Consider the following 18,487-nt stretch of genomic DNA (forward strand, 5'->3'; position numbering starts at 1 on the left):
TAACCCGCCCCCACCTGATATTATTTTCTTTTACAGTTGTACACTGAACGCTGCCTGGATACCGGGGATCGCTGCGACCTGTTCCATCACGTGTGGTGGAGCAGGTTCATCAAGGGTCAACACCATTACTGCTCGCTCACGTGGGGCACGTCGTCCGACGTACATTCCCGAAATATTTACATCTGCCGCGCCGAGCAACTGGCCGACCTTACCGATCATGCCTGGTTGGTCGTGGTGATAGGTTATCAACAAAGACCCCTGCGGCACAAAATCGACGAAGTAACCGTCCATCTGGACAATATGCGGTTCACCACGCAAGACGGTGCCACTAAATGTACGGGTACGTTCACCGGTCTGAACATGTAACGTGATCAGGCCGGCGTAATTTTCAGCTTCGGGAGTCACTCGTTCGGTCATCCGAACGCCACGCTCACGAGCAATAATCGGTGCATTCACCGGAGTAATACGCTCAACACTGCTGGCCGCCAGCAAACCCTGTAACACAGCCAGCCGTACCGGTTGTGTATCCATGTCGGCTAGCTCACCGCCCAATTCAAGATCGTAACTACGTACCGGCTCTTGTACCAGTTGCATAACCAGTGTGCCGAGTAGACGACCCAGATTGAGGTAAGGCTGGAGAATATTCCATGCTTCAGGCGCAACGAAAGGTGCATTAACCGCGTAGCGTGGCGTGCCACCGCTAAGCGCGGTCACGACGCCTTCGGCCATCTCGGTACCGGCGCTCAGTTGCGCTTCAGCGGTCGAAGCACCAATGTGGGGAACGGTTATAACCTTCGGATGGCCGAGCAGCGGACTATCCGCTGGAGGTGGTTCCTGAGCATACACATCGAGGGCAGCACCGGCAAGATGACCACTGTTTAGAGCCTCGACCAGCGCTGCTTCATCAACAATCCCTCCGCGACTGGCGTTGATCAGGTATGCACCACGTTTCATCTGCATGATCCGATGGTGATCGAACATATTGCGTGTACTTTCGATCAGCGGTACATGCAGTGAAATAACATCGCTGCGCTGAACTAACTCATCGAGCGTCACCAGCGCCACACCCAACTGTTCGGCCCGATCAAAAGAGACGACCGGATCATACGCCAGCACTTCCATTTCCATTGCCCGTGCTCGTCGTGCCACCTCTGATCCGATCCGGCCTAAACCAACCAGACCGAGCGTCTTGCCACGTACTTCCCAACCCACAAATTCGTTGCGCGCCCAGCGCCCACTCTGCACTGAGGCATGGGCCTGCGGAATGCGACGGGCCAGACACAGGAGCAAGCCAATCGTTAGCTCGGCAACGGCCACGTTATTCGAGGCCGGTGCATTGACAACGATAATGCCGCGCCGGGTGGCCGCTTCTACGTCAATATTATCGACGCCGGTACCGGCCCGCCCGATCACACGCAACCGCTCGCCAGCAGCAATAACTTCAGCAGTCACTTTGGTTGCCGAACGAACAACCAGTGCATCGTATTCACCGATCACCGATAACAGTGTCGGTTTGTCGAGATCAAGCCGGACATCAACCGTACCGGCCTGGCGTAGCACATCAAGGCCTTCAGCAGCGATCTTTTCGGTGACGAGAATGCGGTTCATACCTCCCTCTCAACATGTGGTTCAAGTGAACTGGCGAGACGTTGTTCAACCTGCTCGCAAATCGCGTGCAGGATGAGCGTGTGAACTTCCTGAATGCGTGCAGTGTTGTTACTCGGTACGATCAGAGCATGATCGGCCAGATTCCGGGCCATGCCACCATCTTTACCCAGTAAGGCAATGTTGATCATGCCTCTGGCCCGCGCCGTACTCAAGGCATTGATGATATTCGGCGACTGACCACTGGTGCTGAAAACAATCAGTACATCACCAGGCTTGCCCAGAGCGGCAAGTTGACGGGCAAAGATTTCCTCGTAACCAAAGTCGTTGGCAATGCATGTAAGTGCTCCGACATCAGCGTTGAGGCAAATAGCAGGCAGTGGACGCCGATTGTACCGGTAACGACCAACCAGTTCTTCCGCCAAATGCATGGCATCGGCCGCACTGCCACCATTTCCGGCGGTATACAGCGTGTGTCCGGCCAGCAGTGCCTCGGTGGTGCAGGCAGTGATCTGGTCGATTGCCGGCGCGAGTGTGGTACAGGCCTCTAGCACGGCAATTGCTTCAGCGAGTTGTTGTTGGAATCCCATAGGCGCTCCATCGTGATGATTACGCGCCTATTATACGCGCTGGCGTTACGTTGTATGTTGATAGAAAACAAACGCGAAGCCCTGGTGGGATGGGCTTCGCGGAAGAAGAGTTTATCCGGCCCAGATAACGCTATGACACCGGCAATGAACGATAGCTATGCGCCAGATCGTTGTAGGGCGGCCAGCAGTGATCGATACGGCTCCAGCAGACTGTATTCCAACTTGATCGGCTTACCTTTTTCCTCGATTAGGTGTAAAACCTTTGCTACCTGTTTCAGCTCATCAATAAGCGAGGCCGCAAACTCGACTTCAGTTTTGCTTGCCATCGCCAAAACCAATTCTAACCGCCAACCTAAGTCGATCAGAACGGGGTAGGGCAGCATTTTGTGCAGTTCCTGCTCCAGGCGCTGTTGCTTATTACTACGAAGCATGTCAAACCACGATGGTTTTACCTCTAGCTGATTAATCGCCGTCTCCCACTCACGGCGCAGAATGGCACGTAGCTCGCGCAGTTCATAGCGCATCCGACGTAACTCCATCTGTTCGCGCTCGCCAATGGGCCGCATACAGAGTTCACGTGCAGCAACGAAGATTCGCTCATATTTGGCTAACTGATCGATCCGGCGCATAGCAACAAGCCAGTCTATTTTCTTGTCAATGTTCTTAATTCTCTTGACCAGATCGCCGGTCGAAATAAAATGGGCAACACTCACCACCAGTGTCACCAGCGATGTGGCAACCAGTCTCAGATCTTTACTGATCTGCCCCATTTCGACAATTTTGCCGGTTGAATCAACCAGTGCCGGAAGTCTCCCATTGCCCATTATTCTAAGTTGGCCTAGCTTAAGCAGGCGTTGGCCTTCAGGTGAAAAGGTGACGATATGGGTACGAGAGGCAACGTCAATGTTTACTGCTTGAATCAGAATGGTCGTCCCATCACCGATCCCTAAACTCCAAAGACGTCAGTTGAGATTGTCTTCCAGTGTGTCCTGGAAAGTGGGGAACGAAGCTGGCTGCTGAAGGAAATGCTGAAGGAAATCGTCAAAGCTCATGTCGCTGAAAGGCCATTGAAACTGGTATACTGCTGATGGAGATACCGGCGGTGCCGGTGAAGGATGATTGTATTTAGGCGCAGGGTGAAGCGCAAGAGGATCTTTGCTGCCTGGTTTAGAATATTCGTAGAACAACCAGCTCGCCAGGATGCCTGCGACGATCACCCCAATTCCAAACAGGCTGTAGAATAATCCTAAACCATCCTTACAGGGTAGCCTCCATTACAGTTATGTTTGATTTGGGCGTATTGTAGCCGATGGTTGAAACTAATCTGTAACTGCGGCCCTTGCCTCGCGAGGAAAATGGGTAGAACCGGTTGCAAACCGGATCAGCGCACCAGTACAGACAGTTTGGCAAGCCGAGCCAAATGATGTTCTGGCAAAAGGCTGGCTCACAAGCTCCAAGATGCGGGCCAGAGGCCCGCGCTCCCAGCAAAGAGAACACTACACTATTACGATTGATACGCCTGTATTGCCAGACCAGCCGCGACGCTGGTAAACACATCTATCTCCTGCAATTTCTCGGCGCCGAACTTTTCGCTCAACATACGGATGAAGCGCGGAACGCGGGAACTACCACCGGTACGGAGCACGACATCGATTTGCTCGGGTCGCAAGCCGGCTGTTGCCAGCGCCCGATCGATACAACGTTCGACTGCCCGTACATCAGGGCCAATCAGTCGCTCGAAATCCCAACGTGGTATCTCATCGCGTACCGTCTGCTCACCCATGTCAAGGATGAAGGTGGCGCGATCAGCCTGAGATAACGCCACTTTAGTACGCTCGACCGCTTCATACATTGGTAAACCATAATTCTTACGAACCAGGGTGCGCAGAGCCTTCAGTTCGTGGGGACGATCACCAATCGCGACTGCTTCATCGATAATCGCCAGATATTTGGGCTGGGTTAGATCGATAATCGTCTGCCATTCGCTGAGATGCTCTAGGACATGGCTTGGGAACGGTAAACGACGCGGGCCGAGTGTAGCCCCCTCGCCGAAGTGCCGCAAGAGGCGGCCCATAACAATTCGACGGTCGAGCAGGTCGCCGCCTACCGGTACACCATCCGTTGCTAAAAACGATGGTCGCCCCCGCTCATCAAGCTCCATGATGGTAATGTCGAGCGTACCACCACCGAAATCGAATACCAGTACCCGTTGAGGTCGGCGATTGGTAGAGACATAGGAGAGTGCTGCCGCAGTAGGCTCTTCGAGAAAGCTAAATGATCGCAGACCGGCCAGCCGACACGCAGCCTGCATACGTTCAAACGCCAGCGCATCACTTGCCGGATCCGTCGCGTAGTGCACCGGTCGCCCTATCACCAGGTGGCTGATCGGGGCGCCGAGTTGCTGCTCGATCCGTTCAACAATCATACGCAAGACCAGCGCAATCAGCTCTTCCAGTGAGTAGTAGACACCGAAGACGTTAGTCTTCTGGAAACTACGGTCACGGAGGTAACTTTTCAATGACTGAAACAAGCGTCCTGGGGCATTTGCATCTACCTTTACATACAGCGCCTGCGTTACCGTACCACTTTCGGCAAAGGTCAATTCAGCATCACCAATATACCGCCAGACATATTCAATCTCACGCCCGACGTTTCCCTCGGTGAAGCGATTGATTGCCTCACGTCCGATAAAAGGTACGCCCTCGCGGGTAATGAAGAGCGTCGAGCGGAGAATAGTCGGCTGAAGGTTTATCGGGTCAAGATTGATCAGATGCAAGCGATGACCATCGTACACCGCAGCACTCGAATTTGTGGTGCCGAAATCAAGCCCGACGCGCATTGTCATTCCTCCTCCTTGATTGTCGTGGCGAAGGAAGTAGTTGTCTCCATCATGCCTTCTTCTCCTGACGTAAGCGTGAAAGGGAACTGAAGGAGGTAAGGTAAGAACCGGCTACCGTTTGGTACACAGTTATACCTACCGGAGCAGGTTCAGACTAACACGACGGCCCTTGTTTCGCCACTTTCGTACTGACTTGAACCTTAAGCGTATGCGCTTTAGACGAATCTGTCAATCGGTCTTGAGATGGAATAGGGTTTTCAGAGTTGTCAGCATTGGCGTCCATTTGCTACGGTTCAACAACGGTGTGGAGTGTCTAACAATGTGATTCAGAAACTTGTGGTTTTGATCAGGCGCTCAACAGGGGCGTTGACTTGAGGGCAAGCAACGAAGCGCCGAATCAACAACCTGGTGTGGGGAACGGTGGCGGACACCGCCAGCATTTCTGCGACGAGACCCCCTCACCTTCCCCCCAGCCCCCTTCCTCTCCCACGCTGTGGGAGAGGAAGGGGGAGATGAGCCAGGGGCGATCTCACGAACCAGTTCCCCCCTCGCCCGCAGCGCGGGAGCGGAAGGGGGGATGAGCCAGGGGCGATCTCACGAACCAGTTCCCCCCTCGCCCGCAGCGCGGGAGCGGGGCCGGGGTGAGGGCAGCGCCCTCACCTTCCCCCCAGCCCCCTTCCTCGCCCACGCTGTGAGAGCGGAAGGGGGAGATGAGACAGGGGCGATCTCACGAACCAGCTCCCCCTCGCCCGCAGCGCGGGAGCGGGGCCGGAGGTGAGGGCAGCGCCCTCACCTTCCCCCCAGCCCCCTTCCTCGCCCACGCTGTGAGAGCGGAAGGGGGGGATGAGCCAGGGGCGATCTCACGAACCAGTTCCCCCCTCGCCCGCAGCGCGGGAGCGGGGCCGGGGGTGAGGGCAGTCACTGTCGGGCAGCAAACACGTTGCCCGGTGAGCTTCAAGCGGTTATGAATAACGTGCGCAGATGCATCCTGCTATAATAAAGAGGCCCGATCAATACAGCGAGGACATTGTGCACCAGCGGTTTTGGCTCTATTGTCTGTTGTTCCTCTGGTTGCTGACGCAGACTGCTTGTGTGAGGGTTACCCCCGCTCCTGCGCCAACAACCGGGCGTGTGGTGCTCCGTTTGTGGCATGCGTGGCCAGCAGCCGAGGCTCGTGTTTTACAAACGCTGGTTGATCAGTTTAATCAGGCCTATCCTGAATTGCAGGTGGTACTCCAGAGCAGACCGGCCGTAAGTTTACCATCTGATGTGACGACTGCTGTTGGGGAAGGTGGCGGGCCGCACCTGGTACTTATTCAGAGCCATACACTCGGCGCATTGGCACAACATGGTGTCTTGCGTTCGCTCGATGATATGCTCTCTGGGAGCGAATTGAATAGTCTCTTGCCTACAGCAGTCGGCGCTGCCAGTATTTCGATTGACGGTCGATCAGTGTTGTTTGGCGTACCAATTACCTTTGACACCCTAGCACTCTACTACAATCGGGCAAATATTTTACAACCACCGTCCAGTATCGAAGAGCTGCTGTTAACAGCCAGGGCTTTGACCGATCGTGAGCGCGATCCACCGGTGTGGGGATTAGCCTACAACCTCTCGCTTGATCGGACGATCGGATATCTTTACGCCTTCGGTGGGCGGGTGTTTGATGAACAGGGAACAGTAGTACTCGGAAGCAGCGGACGTGAAGGCACTGAGCGCTGGTTAACCTGGTTGAGTCAGCTCTATCACGATGAGCAATTGTTGGCGACCCTTGATGGCGTGTTAGTTGATCGGGCATTACAGGCACGTGAAGCCATCATGACGATTGATTGGGCCCACGCCCAGGCTGAATATCGTGCGATCTGGAACGATCAGCTTGGTGTAACCCCACTCCCGGCGGTGAGTGATGAAGAGGGAGTGCCGCAACCGTATGTTCAGGCCGATGTCATTGCACTCAATGTGCGCCTGAACAATCCGGCTGAACAGACGGCTGCACAGGCGTTTATTCGCTTTATGATCAACGTGGATAGCCAGCGGGCATTATTAATGGCCGGTCGCCAGCCAACCCAGCTCGCGCTGTCGCTCAATGATACTGACCTGGTCGATAGTGTACAACTGGCTGCTGCCCGTGCATTTCGACTACAAGCCCAACGGGGGCTGCCTATGCCTGCTGACCGGATTGCCAACGAACTGGTTTGGCATACGCTGGCCGACATGCAACTCAGCGCAGTGCGTGGTTTACTAACCCCCGAACAGGCAGTCACCATGGCTGATGAAATCCTCCGCAGCCGAATAATGCCACCCTAACGGCAGGAGAACGGCCAAAGCATAACTTTAGTGCCTATCCGAATACCCGTCTCACGATGTAACGGATGCAACTCAGAAGCGCTGCACCCCGACCAAGCTGCTGCTGCAACATGAGATGTCGGATCGGCGCTCCGTGACCATCGTCGTGGATACCGGTAGGGGTGAGTCGGTACCTCACCCCTCCTCGTGAGTCGCATTGCATCCATCGTCGAGGTTCATCCGTCGTAATGGAACGAGGCTCTATATGGCATCGCCAGAATGGTTCGGGGAACGTTGGCGGGGAACTGGTACCCCCACCATCTCCCCTGCCCCCCTTCCGCTCTCACACGGGGCGAGGAAGGGGGGATCCTCATGAAATAGTTGCATGGGTATGCGGTACGTGCCCAATGAGACATCGAGGTTTTTGATCAGGCTTTTAGCAGCGTGGGTTTCGTTCCGCGCCGCTATTCTCAGCTTTCAAAACATTACAATGTTCGCCGCCAAGGCTTTTCAGAGCTTTCAGCTTTAGCGTGTATGCAATGACTCAAAGGTCCTACGGGGCGATGCCGACAAACATCAGACACCTGCTGACAGCGATAGCCACCCTGTGGGGTTTCACTGGGAACGCAGACTCTAGGTCGCACTGTGCAGGACAGGGCCGGAACTCTATGATTGACGAGGTAACAGAACGCACCTGCCGACAGAGTTGACCAACTGACCAAAACCTCTTACAATAATCACAAAGCTCAGACATAGGTGAACGGTTAAAGTGCAAAAAAGTTGGCGAACCTAGTTGCCGTTCGTGAGAAGATGTAGTAGAATAAGCGACGTGTAGGCCGTCGAGATGTTAGTTCTGCACTAATTGGTAATTGGTGTCAAGGCCCACACTATTTCGTTCTTGTCCCGAACTGGCTGACGGCCTCTAAGGAGGATATGAATGGCAAGCAGAACCGAAGAGATGGTGCGGCATCTGAAGGCCCTATCGATGAACACACCCGATATTGAGGCCTCCGCCGTAGTTAGCGTCGACGGCCTCATCATGGCTTCGGCGCTGCCGGCAGATGTCGAAGAAGATCGGGTTTCGGCAATGAGCGCGGCTATGCTTTCGCTTGGTGAGCGTATCGCCAGCGAGTTGAAGCGCGGGCAACTTGATCAGGTCTTTGTGCGAGGAGAAGACGGTTACGTTATCCTGATGGCTATCGGTGAAGAAGCGGTATTGACAGCGCTGGCACAGAGTCGGGCCAAGCTGGGTCTGGTCTTCCTCGATATGCGGCGCACGGCGAACGAGCTGCTCAATCTCGTGTAGCCATTGCTCGCTCAGCCAGACCGGGAATGATGTTCAAGCAGCCCGCAACCAGGCGGGCTGTTTGTGTCTTGATCCATACTACGATGTTGTATCGTAGCAGGACAAGTCTGGCAAGTGGCTGAGTACAGAGGGGTCGCCAGGTTGGTAGTCCCTCTGTTTTTGCACTCGATTGACAGAAACATCGACCGGCAGAGGAGGGAGAGATGGGAGCGGAACGAGAGAAGCAGCGTGTTCAGAGCGGCAAGTTCCTGACTTCTTCGCAGAGTGTGAAGAGGTGATCTTACCGTTCCAGTTGTCATGCCAGCCCCCTTTTCTTGTCGATCATGCCTTTCACCGCATTCAGGAGCGGGTTCTCTCGCAAGCGGTAGGGTTCGGGGGCGATAGTGTACTGAGGCGTCAAACAATAGGTTCCAGCCACACATTGCGGCTCATCAGATCACGCTCCCAGATGCCCACACGGATTACTTATTCCAATGCCAGCAAACGTATCGCTGCCCAAATCTGCTGAGCGATCCTAACCTGGCAATGGAATGAGCAAGTGTCCTGTTTATTCTGGTTCTAGTGGTTCGATATCGACAATGTGGGCATCGAAGATGTTGAGTGCGGCCCGCACGAACTCATCTTTGCGCGCTTCACGGATTTTACTGCGTAGATCAGTTGGTTCTACCGACTTTTCTTCTATCGTACAACGCACGGCATATGGTTTACCCAAACGACGACGCAAGACCTCCTCGATGATCGAGCGGTTCTTTGGTTCTTCCAGGCGCTGTTTGTGAAAGGAGGAGGTCACTAACAATACGATCGTGTTTCCCTCAACATCGTAAGGGCGGGCGCTATTCAAGAGCGCCTGAACCGTCGGACTTCTCGGGCGAACATCACGTTTGATCTCTTCCCAAGTAGCCTCGACTTGCTCGAGCACTGACATATCTGCATCAGCAGCACGAGCGACGGTAGGATCGGCTGGTGATCGGGCCTGTCGGCTTGCTGCCCAGGCGGCGGGGAGCGGTGGTGGTGGATCGGCAGCAAGCGGCACTGCCGAGAGTGACGTACTTTCTGCTGGTGGTATAGCCGACTCAAGCGATGGTGAATCTGCTAATGAAGAGACCGATCCATGTGGTGGTTCAAGATTTTCTGGCGGCAATGTAGATTTCGCCGGTGAATGCACTTCTGGAGTTGACGCCGCAGAGACTGCTATTCCGGCTTCGCGAGTTACCGGCGGGCGTACCGGTTGCGGGTTTGCCCGGGTGACGAATGAAGGCGGTACTGTTGATTGAGCAGCGGGTACCGGGGTAAGCAGTGCTTCAACCACAGCAACCTCGAGCGGCAACTGACCGTAGGGCGTTGTTCGCAACTGAGCATCGAGCTGACTGAACAGTTTCATCCAATGAACCAATGTCGCCATATCGGCCTGGGCCGCCCACCGGCTCAGTTGCGCGACCTCGTCATCACCCACATCGAGGAGCGTGCGATCGTTTGTGGCCTTCAACAACATCACTGCCCGCAGTCGCTCCACCAGATCACGGGTAAACTGACGCACGTCGGCCCCCTGCTGTACCACGGCATAGACTGCCCGTAACGCGGCCGTCACGTCGGCGCTGAGGAGTGCAGTGACCAGGGCATCAATCTCAGCCGCCGCCGTCATACCGAGCAGGCTTTGCACCTGTTGCAACGTGATCGGGCCTTCGACAAACGACGCCAGTTGCTCGAGAATACCGAGCGCATCACGCATACTACCGGTGGCAGCGCGAGCAATTGCCTCTGGAACACCTTCGGCAAGAGTGATACCTTCGGCGGCAGCGATCCGGCGGAGATGTGCCGCCATTGCCGCAACACTATGTCGGACAAAGGTGAAGCGCTGGCAACGCGACAAGATGGTTGCCGGTACTTTGTGAACCTCTGTGGTTGCCAGAATAAAGAGCGCGTGATCGGGCGGTTCTTCCAGTGTCTTGAGCAGCGCATTGAATGCCGCCGTCGAGAGCATATGGGTCTCATCAATGATGTAGACCTTCATACGCGCCACGCTCGGACGAAACTGCACGCGCTCGATAATCTCGCGGGCATCTTCAACACTGGTGTGCGAGGCGGCATCCATCTCGATCACATCAACAGCCCGACCCTCAGCAATCGCAACACATAATTCACAGACACCACACGGGCGAGCTGACCGATCAGGATGGAGACAATTCACCGCTTTGGCCAACAGACGGGCCATTGTCGTCTTACCGACACCACGCGGACCGGTGAACAGATATGCGTGACCAACCCGGTCTTCAGCAATCGCGTTACGCAGCGTTTGCACCACGTGCTCTTGCCCGACCAGCTCGGCAAAGGTCTGTGAACGCCATTTCCGGTAGAGAGATTGAGCTGCCATCACCGATTCCAGGTATCGATTTGCACCGCAAATGATATTATACCAGAGTAAGACGTTCCTCATCGGCGCGGACAATGGTATAATCCACACAGGTATCATCGTCTGCTCTTAAGGACATCACTATGCTCACCTACGAGCAACTGATTTCACTGCTCATTGAAGCTCTCGAACAGCAGCAGATCAACATTGTGCACACGCAAGAATTGGTCGATGTACACACAATGGGGCGAAGCCTGTATGTCACTTGTTTGGCCCCAAACGTTGACAAACACGGTAACTGGACACGGCCTCCCTTGCGGGCGGTCATCAGTTTGCAATGGCCGGCTGAGCTAACAGTTGTCTCGCTGCATGGGCAACCGATGATCGATATGCTCAATCAACTCGTTGCTCGCCGTCGGGAATTACAGCAAGAACACCTGTTAGGGTTTGAGCTAACCTACTATCTACCATTAAGTCAGGCCGAGCAAGCGGCAGCCGAACTGTCATTTCAGACCGAAAAGGTCATTGATCTGTTTGCCGATCAATTCGACATTGACAACAACCTCGCTATCAACGCTGTGATGCGTTACGGTGTTGATCAGGAGCCGATGCTAACCCAATTAACCGTCACGCGCCAATTCCCAATCCTTCGCTTAGAACTCGATCTGGTTGAAGAAGCGACAACTGCGATAGCCGATGAGCTGCACGAGATGCTACCGCGGCTCTACACCGCCTTCCCTGCCGACCCAGACGAGCCAGGGCTTGATCCGCAGCTCTATTTACGTCCACCCATTGCCTGATGCCATTTTCATCTCTTGCACTCCAGGCATTGCTACAACCTGGCGTGAGCGAGCGCTGGCATGCCATACAACGGCTGTTGCATCCAGAGATGCTGGCACTGGCCCAGCAGGCAGCCGAACGGGCGGCCCTGCTTTTACCACGACAATGGCCGCTCTACGAATTGAGTTTTAAGTCACGACGGGCAATTGACCGTGGGAGTGGTCGTCGCGATCCGATTGCAGACTACTGGTTTGCCTTCGATCGGCCACCACGTGGCGCTGGTGTTATGGTTACCGTGAGTGGCCTTGAACGCACTCTTGCGGTTGGACTGCAACTGTGGGGGGTACGCCGCCCACAACTAGCTCACCTCTGGCGTACCGCACGACCGGTATGGGAAGCGTTGATTGATCGGATTGAGCGTGAAGGTCAGGCCCGTTTTGCCGGTCGGCGGTTGCCGGTACCAGGAATGCGCTGGATCGACCACTATCTCAGTCGTCGTGCGCAGTACCTTTGGGCCGGTTTTGTGTACTCTTGGGATCGTCTGCCGTCGGCAGAGCAGGTGATCGAAGATATTTGTACCCTTCTCCCGCTAAATGAGGCGCTCATGGAGCAGGCCGAAATCGATCTGGTGTCTTCCCATACGTTACGCGAAACGCCAGAACGCTACGTTACCGGCGCGCCATCGGTCGCTCAGATCGCAACGATCGTTCGTCGGCGTGGTATGGTCATTGACGACCATATCTTGCAATCTTTTCATCTCGCCGTTCAGGTGCGGCCACTGGTCATCCTGGCGGGGCCGAGTGGCAGTGGTAAGACCTGGTTGACCCGCCTCTACGCCGACGCCTTAGCAGGAGTTGATGAAGGTCAGCCCAACCCGTTCTACCTCCTAGTAGCAGTTCAACCTGACTGGCACAGTGCCCGCGATCTGCTTGGTTATTACAACACCCTGACCGGGCTATACCAACCAACGCCATTTTTGCGTCATGTGTTGAAGGCAGCGGCTGATCCCAATCAGACCTATATTGTCTGTCTCGACGAGATGAATCTGGCGCGACCAGAATATTATCTGGCACCGATACTATCGGCGATGGAGACGGCCGAGGGATTGATCGATCTGGGTACACCACTCACCGAAACACCACTGGCTGGCGGCGGAATCGTGCATAATCCGTTGCGGTTACCGATCAATTTGCGTCTAATCGGCACTGTTAACGTCGACGAAAGTACCTTCACCCTGAGCGATAAAGTTCTCGACCGGGCTAATCTGATTGAGCTAGGTTCGGTTGACGTACAGGCACTGCGTGTAATGTACCAGATCGAAGATGAGCAGATATGGAACATTTTGAGCGAGGTACAGACTCTCTTTCGCGAAGCAGGGCGACCAGCGGGTTACCGGGCATTGCGCGAGACACTCGTGTTCATAACGCAAGCAAGTGACATGACGACTCTGGAGGCACTCGATCTTCAGCTCTTGCAACGTTTCTTACCGCGTCTGCGCGGCGATGATACACCGCGGTTTCGTCACGCCCTCAGCAGATTACAAACCCTTTGTGTTGGGAAACTACCTCGCAGCGCGACTCGCCTTGCGCAAATGATTGCCCGACTCGACCGGGAAGGGTACACCGACTTTTATGGGTATTAGACAGCACCCGTGACCTTTTCAGCAATTTCAGCGTCGGGTCTCCTTCGATCCTGGGTGGGTGGGCCACTCGTTCGCGTGATGCAGAACGCGGCGAATCCCTCGCCTTCTTCCCAATCCCCTTCCTCTCGTCCTGGCGGAGAGGAAGGGGAAACGTAAGACGAGTTTGGTTCCCAGCACACCACTTCGGTGGCAGACATCATCAGCGAGCCAACCGGATCGTCATCGAGAGGGCCGTCAGAACGAGAAGCTGCACGCCTTCGCACGCACTGCAAGCGGGTTGGGAAGTCAGCTTCTCATTCATTCCTGCCTCTTTTTCCTGGTTTCTCTGTGCTATCCGAGAAGGGAAAGCACTGTACCATCCCGATTATTTAGGTACGTGCTTACGCCACTCGTGCCGCTGCCAGGCAGCGCACGGCGTGCGGAACATTCCCCACCAATTGCCACGAGCGACCACGGTCATCGCTACGCCAGATCTGGCCGGTATCGGTTCCGAGCCAAACAACGTCAATATGGTAACTACTTGGAGCAAATGCACTCAACCGACCATCCCAGCTTACCGACACCTGTTGCCAGTTTTTTCCACCATCATCACTCCGCAGCAGACGTGTTCCATCAGCATTCGCGGCTAAAAGCACCTCTTGCTTCCCAGAGAGCACGGCTAACAGTGAGCAATCGGCCAGGGGAGGTTCAGTCTGACGCCAGACACCCATCCCCTGAACTGTGGCGACAGGAATTTGATTACTATTCAGGAAATTAAAGAGTAAGCGATCTTCAGCATCGGCTTCACGCCACTGCCGCCCCCCATCATCACTCCGCCAAAAGGCCTGCTTCGTGGCGGCAACCAGACTCAGCGAGTCGGCTGCGACCAGACCAATGATTTGCTCACCAGGAAGGGAAACATCAGGCAACAACCGCCAGCGTCCTACGCCACCCGGATCACTAAACACATAAAGGCCATTATCGGTACCAACGTAAAGCACTCCTGCTTTTGCCATATTGTCTGGTTTACCGAACCCGTTTTACAACAGGCCCGGAAGGCCGCCTTTCTTCGGCCACCATAAACACGTTACACCAACATCTTATGCCATATTTGCTCATTTGACGAACCAGATAGAGTCTCTATGATTGAGTGTTACGCAATCGGATACTCTGAGAGCCTGATCAACAACCCGGCTTTCTCATTGGGCACGTACCGTACCTGTGCGACCATTGCGTGAGGTTCCCCCTCCTCGCCTCGTGCGGAAGAGAAAAGGGTCTGGGGGGAAGGTGAGGATACCAGTTGCCCGCCAACATTTCTCTCACCATTCTGACGATGCTATAGTCGAGCCTCATCAAAAGCCCAGGTTTTTGATCATACTCTGCGTACCAAACGAACCATTCTTCCGTATTGTACTGCCTGTGCCCCTTTCTCTCACAGCAATTCCCGACCTGCACACCGTTTTCCCAAAAACGCGGGCCGCTGACTTGAGTCGAGCAGTTGGTAATAGAAAGGGATTGACTGACGTAGCACTTCCGCAAGGAAGGGATGATAGAGTGGAACCCGTCGCTACTGCGCGGTGGCAAGAAAAAAAGAGGGGAGAGAGCCTACCTCACCCATGCGCAGCTCTGATAGAAGAGGAAGGACGCAGGGGAAAGCGAGGGCGCCAGACACACCTTGCAGCACCGGCACCGACACCATTGCTACTTACCGCATTGGCTTATCATCTAGCATTGGTTATAGGAGTGTGCTATGATAAACAAAGTAATTCCGGTAAGAGCACATCCCCGTTTGATGACTCCTCCAGATGTTCGCACATGACAACTCATGGCGGGATAAAGCTATGTCGCTTGCATCGATCCGGTATTTCTGGCGTAGTGCCGATCCAATCCCCAGTGCTATTCGGTTAGCTATCTGGTATGTTCTGATCGCTGGGGGCTGGATCATCGTTTCTGATCGCCTGTTACGTGTGATTGCGACTAACGCCGAAGACCTGACAAACTGGCAGACGCTTAAGGGATGGGTTTTCGTTGCCATTATGGCAATCTGGCTAGGCATTGAGCGCTGGCGAACGCTCACGCATAATCAGATGATCAACGACAAACTCCGCGCCGCAAATGCGGAACTCCAGGAACTTAATGCCTCGCTCGAACGGCGTATTGCTGAACACATAGCACCCTTGCAGACAGCCAATCAAGAGTTGAGTGAACTTAACCAGGAACTCGAAACATTCACCTCTATCGTCTCACACGACTTGAAAGCTCCGCTGCGGGTGATTGATGGATACAGTCAACTATTATTCCGTTTTCACGCCAGCCATCTCGATGAAGATGGCCGCCAGTGCGTACAGAACATTCGAGCCGCGATCAAGCAGATGAATCAGTTGATCGATGATCTGTTGGCATACACCCACATTGAGCGTAAACCACTTCACTATACCGTTATCGATCTTGACAACATACTTCAGGAAATTCTTGCCCCATACACCGAGCAAATTATCGATCGTGGTGTTGTTGTCGAGCGCGACTTGCGCTGTTCTCGCCTATATGTCGATGCAACCGGCTTAACCATTGCACTACGTAATCTGATCGACAACGCGCTCAAGTTCAGCGTGCATGTTCCTCAACCACGACTGACGATAGGCTGTGATATTCAGCATAACGCGGTACGATTGTGGGTGAAAGACAACGGTATCGGCTTTGACATGCGTGATCATGACCGCATTTTTACTATTTTTCAGCGTTTACATCCACAGGAAGCCTACCCTGGCACAGGTATTGGGCTGGCAATTGTACGCAAAGCGGTAGAGCGCATGGGTGGGCGAGTATGGGCGGAAAGCAGTCCCGGTGTTGGGGCAACCTTTTATCTGGAGATACCAAATGCCAACGCATCCTCTTCGCCTCCTACTGATTGAAGACAATCCATTCGACGCCGATCTCTTTCGGCGTACAATGCAACAGTTTAATCCCGCAGCGACTATCAATCATATCTCTTCATATCACGCAGCATACGAACATGTGCAGGGATTATCACCTGCCGATGTTCCATACGAAGGGGTCGTACTCGACCTGCACTTGCGTGACGGCGATGGACTTGATCTACTAGCTCTGATCCGGTCGCAAAACTTACCGCTTGCCGTCGTCATTTTGACCGGCGGCGGTGGCGATCATATGGTTATTAGTGCCCTTAAGGCTGGCGCCGATGATTATGTAATCAAGCGTGATGATTATCTTGACCGCATTGGTGCAATTATTGAACAGGCATGCCTACGTTTCCATTCGCAACAGGCGCGACGGAGTATGGCTATTCAGGTAACGGTAATTGAATTTTCACCGACCGATACTGAAACAACTATTCAATACCTGCAACGCACGGCACCCCATATCCACTGTAAGCATATCCGTGGCTGGAACGCGCTTCGCCACGAACTTGATCGCGGTCACCAGGTTGGTGATGTTGTGCTGATTAATTGCACCCAACCTACGCTAGCAATGCTCGATCTGGTCAAGGAACTACTCCAGTTTCGCCAACTCAGTCAGCCGATCATTGTGATGGCTCAGCCCGGCAATGAAGAGTTTCCACTTCAAGCGCTGCGGCTGGGGGTAGCCGATTATATCATCAAACGTGAAGGGTTCCTCGGACAACTGGCAATTGCCATAGAAAATGCGCACTACCGTACTCAACTCTATCAGCAACACCGCCGTCTCCAGTTGCAGGCGCAAGCCCTCAACGATGCAGCCAACACGATCGTCATCACCGATCGGAATGGTATTATCGAGTGGGCCAATCCAGCATTCACGACACTTACCGGCTATGAGGTCAGCGAAGTGATTGGCCGCTCGACGCGGATTCTGCGCTCTGGCAAGCACGATCGAGCATTCTACACTGAACTCTGGGAGCAGATTTTGTCGGGTAAACCGTGGCGAGGGCGGATCATCAATCGGCGGAAAGATGGCAGCCTCTACCACGAAGAGATGACCATTACGCCCGTTGCCGATGAGCATGGGCAGATTTATCGTTTCATTGCTATTAAACAAGATATTTCCGATCAAGTTGCCCGTGAACAACGGCGGGCAATCATCGCTACTATTGGCGCCTCATTACGTCCGGCTCAATTATGGTCAGAACTCACGCCAATTTTGCTTGGACAAGTGCGCGAGGTCATGCAGGCCGAGAGTATTGCGCTGCTCCGTTCAACCGAATCAATACTCCAGATCGATCTGGCGCTCGACTGTCTGGCCAGTCTCGAACAACAACCTGCCCTGCTCGCAGTGGTGACCGAACGGCTCAGTCGAACCGATGCGCCAATAGAACTTACCGATATTTTTGGAACATCGACGAAAGTTGTACTTGGTGTTCCCCTGAATGCTGCCAACCGCCAGATCGGTGCACTGCTTTTTACACGCGCAACCCCCCTAAGCGAATTTGAAATGAAACTGCTCAGCGACATTGCCGAACTAGCGGCAAATGCCCTGCATCGTACCGATCTGTTCGAGCAGCTTCGTGCGGCTAACGCCGAGTTGCGTGCGGCTTACGACGAGACAATTGAAGGCTGGTCGCGTGCGCTTGACCTGCGTGACCGTGAGACAGAAGGACATTCGCGGCGCGTAACCGAGTTGACGATACGCATCGCAGCCCGTATGGGCTTTAGCGAAGAAGAACTAGTGCATATCCGTCGCGGTGCGCTCTTGCACGACATTGGCAAAATGGGGATTCCCGATGCGATCCTGCTTAAACCTGGCCCGCTCGATGAGCAAGAATGGGCGATTATGCGGACTCATCCCACGCTGGCGGTCGAATTTTTACGACCGATTACGTTCCTCGCTCCTGCTCTCGACATTCCATGGTGCCATCACGAAAAATGGGATGGTACTGGTTATCCACGTGGGATACGCGGTGAAGAAATTCCACTCGCTGCCCGTATCTTTGCAGTGGTCGATGTCTACGATGCCTTAACGAGTGATCGTCCCTATCGGGCAGCCTGGTCACAGGAACGGGCACTTGCTTACATTCGCGAACAAGCCGGGCGCCATTTCGATCCACGAGTGGTCGAGGTATTTGAACAGGTCATCACCGAAATCGGCAGCAATGCTATAATGAAGTGAATATCTA

General features: G+C 54.2%; 12 protein-coding genes. 6 read left to right on the plus strand and 6 right to left on the minus strand.

Annotated elements, in window-relative coordinates:
- Positions 1-30 precede the first annotated feature (30 nt).
- The 4 genes from serA to QTO31_RS12670 form a co-directional block, all read right to left on the minus strand.
- Positions 31-1,608: a phosphoglycerate dehydrogenase gene (gene serA, locus QTO31_RS12655; protein WP_301429354.1), complete on the minus strand. Its 1,578-nt coding sequence runs from the start codon at positions 1,606-1,608 to the stop codon at positions 31-33.
- Positions 1,605-2,195 (minus strand): SIS domain-containing protein, encoded by a 591-nt coding sequence (locus QTO31_RS12660; protein ID WP_031461283.1) that lies wholly within the window; start codon positions 2,193-2,195, stop codon positions 1,605-1,607. The genes serA and QTO31_RS12660 overlap by 4 nt, the downstream gene beginning before the upstream one ends.
- Positions 2,196-2,350: 155 nt before the next feature.
- Positions 2,351-3,019: a hypothetical protein gene (locus QTO31_RS12665; protein WP_031461284.1), complete on the minus strand. Its 669-nt coding sequence runs from the start codon at positions 3,017-3,019 to the stop codon at positions 2,351-2,353.
- 680 nt (positions 3,020-3,699) lie between these two features.
- The gene (locus QTO31_RS12670) at positions 3,700-5,040 is read right to left on the minus strand and encodes an Hsp70 family protein (RefSeq protein WP_301429357.1); all 1,341 of its coding nucleotides are present in this window, start codon (positions 5,038-5,040) and stop codon (positions 3,700-3,702) included.
- A gap of 1,023 nt (positions 5,041-6,063) precedes the next feature.
- On the opposite strand from QTO31_RS12670, the gene QTO31_RS12675 reads away from it, so the two are divergent.
- Complete coding sequence (locus QTO31_RS12675; RefSeq protein ID WP_301429359.1) at positions 6,064-7,341, plus strand: extracellular solute-binding protein; 1,278 nt, start codon at positions 6,064-6,066, stop codon at positions 7,339-7,341.
- A 916-nt stretch (positions 7,342-8,257) separates the two neighbouring features.
- The gene (locus QTO31_RS12680; RefSeq protein ID WP_028460285.1) at positions 8,258-8,626 is read left to right on the plus strand and encodes a roadblock/LC7 domain-containing protein; all 369 of its coding nucleotides are present in this window, start codon (positions 8,258-8,260) and stop codon (positions 8,624-8,626) included.
- A gap of 547 nt (positions 8,627-9,173) precedes the next feature.
- On the opposite strand, the gene dnaX is transcribed toward QTO31_RS12680, so the two are convergent.
- Positions 9,174-10,997 carry a DNA polymerase III subunit gamma/tau gene (gene dnaX / locus QTO31_RS12685; RefSeq protein ID WP_301429360.1) on the minus strand — a complete coding sequence of 608 codons (1,824 nt, stop codon included), beginning with the start codon at positions 10,995-10,997 and terminating at the stop codon, positions 9,174-9,176.
- A 122-nt stretch (positions 10,998-11,119) separates the two neighbouring features.
- On the opposite strand from dnaX, the gene QTO31_RS12690 reads away from it, so the two are divergent.
- The gene (locus QTO31_RS12690) at positions 11,120-11,776 is read left to right on the plus strand and encodes a hypothetical protein (protein ID WP_301429362.1); all 657 of its coding nucleotides are present in this window, start codon (positions 11,120-11,122) and stop codon (positions 11,774-11,776) included.
- Entirely contained in the window at positions 11,776-13,398 is a 1,623-nt protein-coding gene (locus tag QTO31_RS12695) for an McrB family protein (RefSeq protein ID WP_301429364.1), read from the plus strand. Before QTO31_RS12690 ends, QTO31_RS12695 begins: the two co-directional genes overlap by 1 nt.
- 380 nt (positions 13,399-13,778) lie before the next feature.
- On the opposite strand, the gene QTO31_RS12700 is transcribed toward QTO31_RS12695, so the two are convergent.
- A complete protein-coding gene (locus QTO31_RS12700) occupies positions 13,779-14,393 on the minus strand; it encodes a hypothetical protein (protein ID WP_031457875.1) in 615 nt (204 codons plus the stop codon).
- 825 nt (positions 14,394-15,218) lie between these two features.
- Here QTO31_RS12700 and QTO31_RS12705 point away from each other — a divergent pair.
- Both QTO31_RS12705 and QTO31_RS12710 read left to right on the plus strand, forming a co-directional pair.
- Complete coding sequence (locus tag QTO31_RS12705; protein WP_301429366.1) at positions 15,219-16,289, plus strand: sensor histidine kinase; 1,071 nt, start codon at positions 15,219-15,221, stop codon at positions 16,287-16,289.
- Positions 16,255-18,480, plus strand: a complete 2,226-nt coding sequence (locus QTO31_RS12710; RefSeq protein WP_301429367.1) for an HD domain-containing phosphohydrolase — start codon at positions 16,255-16,257, stop codon at positions 18,478-18,480. The genes QTO31_RS12705 and QTO31_RS12710 overlap by 35 nt, the downstream gene beginning before the upstream one ends.
- Positions 18,481-18,487: the final 7 nt, after the last annotated feature.

Origin of the sequence: Chloroflexus sp. MS-CIW-1, assembly GCF_030444705.1 — a bacterium.
Lineage (GTDB): Bacteria > Chloroflexota > Chloroflexia > Chloroflexales > Chloroflexaceae > Chloroflexus.

What these genes read in the sequence shown, in the direction of transcription:
- serA (WP_301429354.1), bottom strand. Translation starts at nt 1,608, where the DNA reads ATGAACCGCATTCTCGTCACCGAAAAGATCGCTGCTGAAGGCCTTGAT.
- QTO31_RS12660 (WP_031461283.1), bottom strand. Translation starts at nt 2,195, where the DNA reads ATGGGATTCCAACAACAACTCGCTGAAGCAATTGCCGTGCTAGAGGCC.
- QTO31_RS12665 (WP_031461284.1), bottom strand. Translation starts at nt 3,019, where the DNA reads ATGGGCAATGGGAGACTTCCGGCACTGGTTGATTCAACCGGCAAAATT.
- QTO31_RS12670 (WP_301429357.1), bottom strand. Translation starts at nt 5,040, where the DNA reads ATGACAATGCGCGTCGGGCTTGATTTCGGCACCACAAATTCGAGTGCT.
- QTO31_RS12680 (WP_028460285.1), top strand. Translation starts at nt 8,258, where the DNA reads ATGGCAAGCAGAACCGAAGAGATGGTGCGGCATCTGAAGGCCCTATCG.
- dnaX (WP_301429360.1), bottom strand. Translation starts at nt 10,997, where the DNA reads ATGGCAGCTCAATCTCTCTACCGGAAATGGCGTTCACAGACCTTTGCC.
- QTO31_RS12690 (WP_301429362.1), top strand. Translation starts at nt 11,120, where the DNA reads ATGCTCACCTACGAGCAACTGATTTCACTGCTCATTGAAGCTCTCGAA.
- QTO31_RS12695 (WP_301429364.1), top strand. Translation starts at nt 11,776, where the DNA reads ATGCCATTTTCATCTCTTGCACTCCAGGCATTGCTACAACCTGGCGTG.
- QTO31_RS12700 (WP_031457875.1), bottom strand. Translation starts at nt 14,393, where the DNA reads ATGGCAAAAGCAGGAGTGCTTTACGTTGGTACCGATAATGGCCTTTAT.
- QTO31_RS12705 (WP_301429366.1), top strand. Translation starts at nt 15,219, where the DNA reads ATGTCGCTTGCATCGATCCGGTATTTCTGGCGTAGTGCCGATCCAATC.
- QTO31_RS12710 (WP_301429367.1), top strand. Translation starts at nt 16,255, where the DNA reads ATGCCAACGCATCCTCTTCGCCTCCTACTGATTGAAGACAATCCATTC.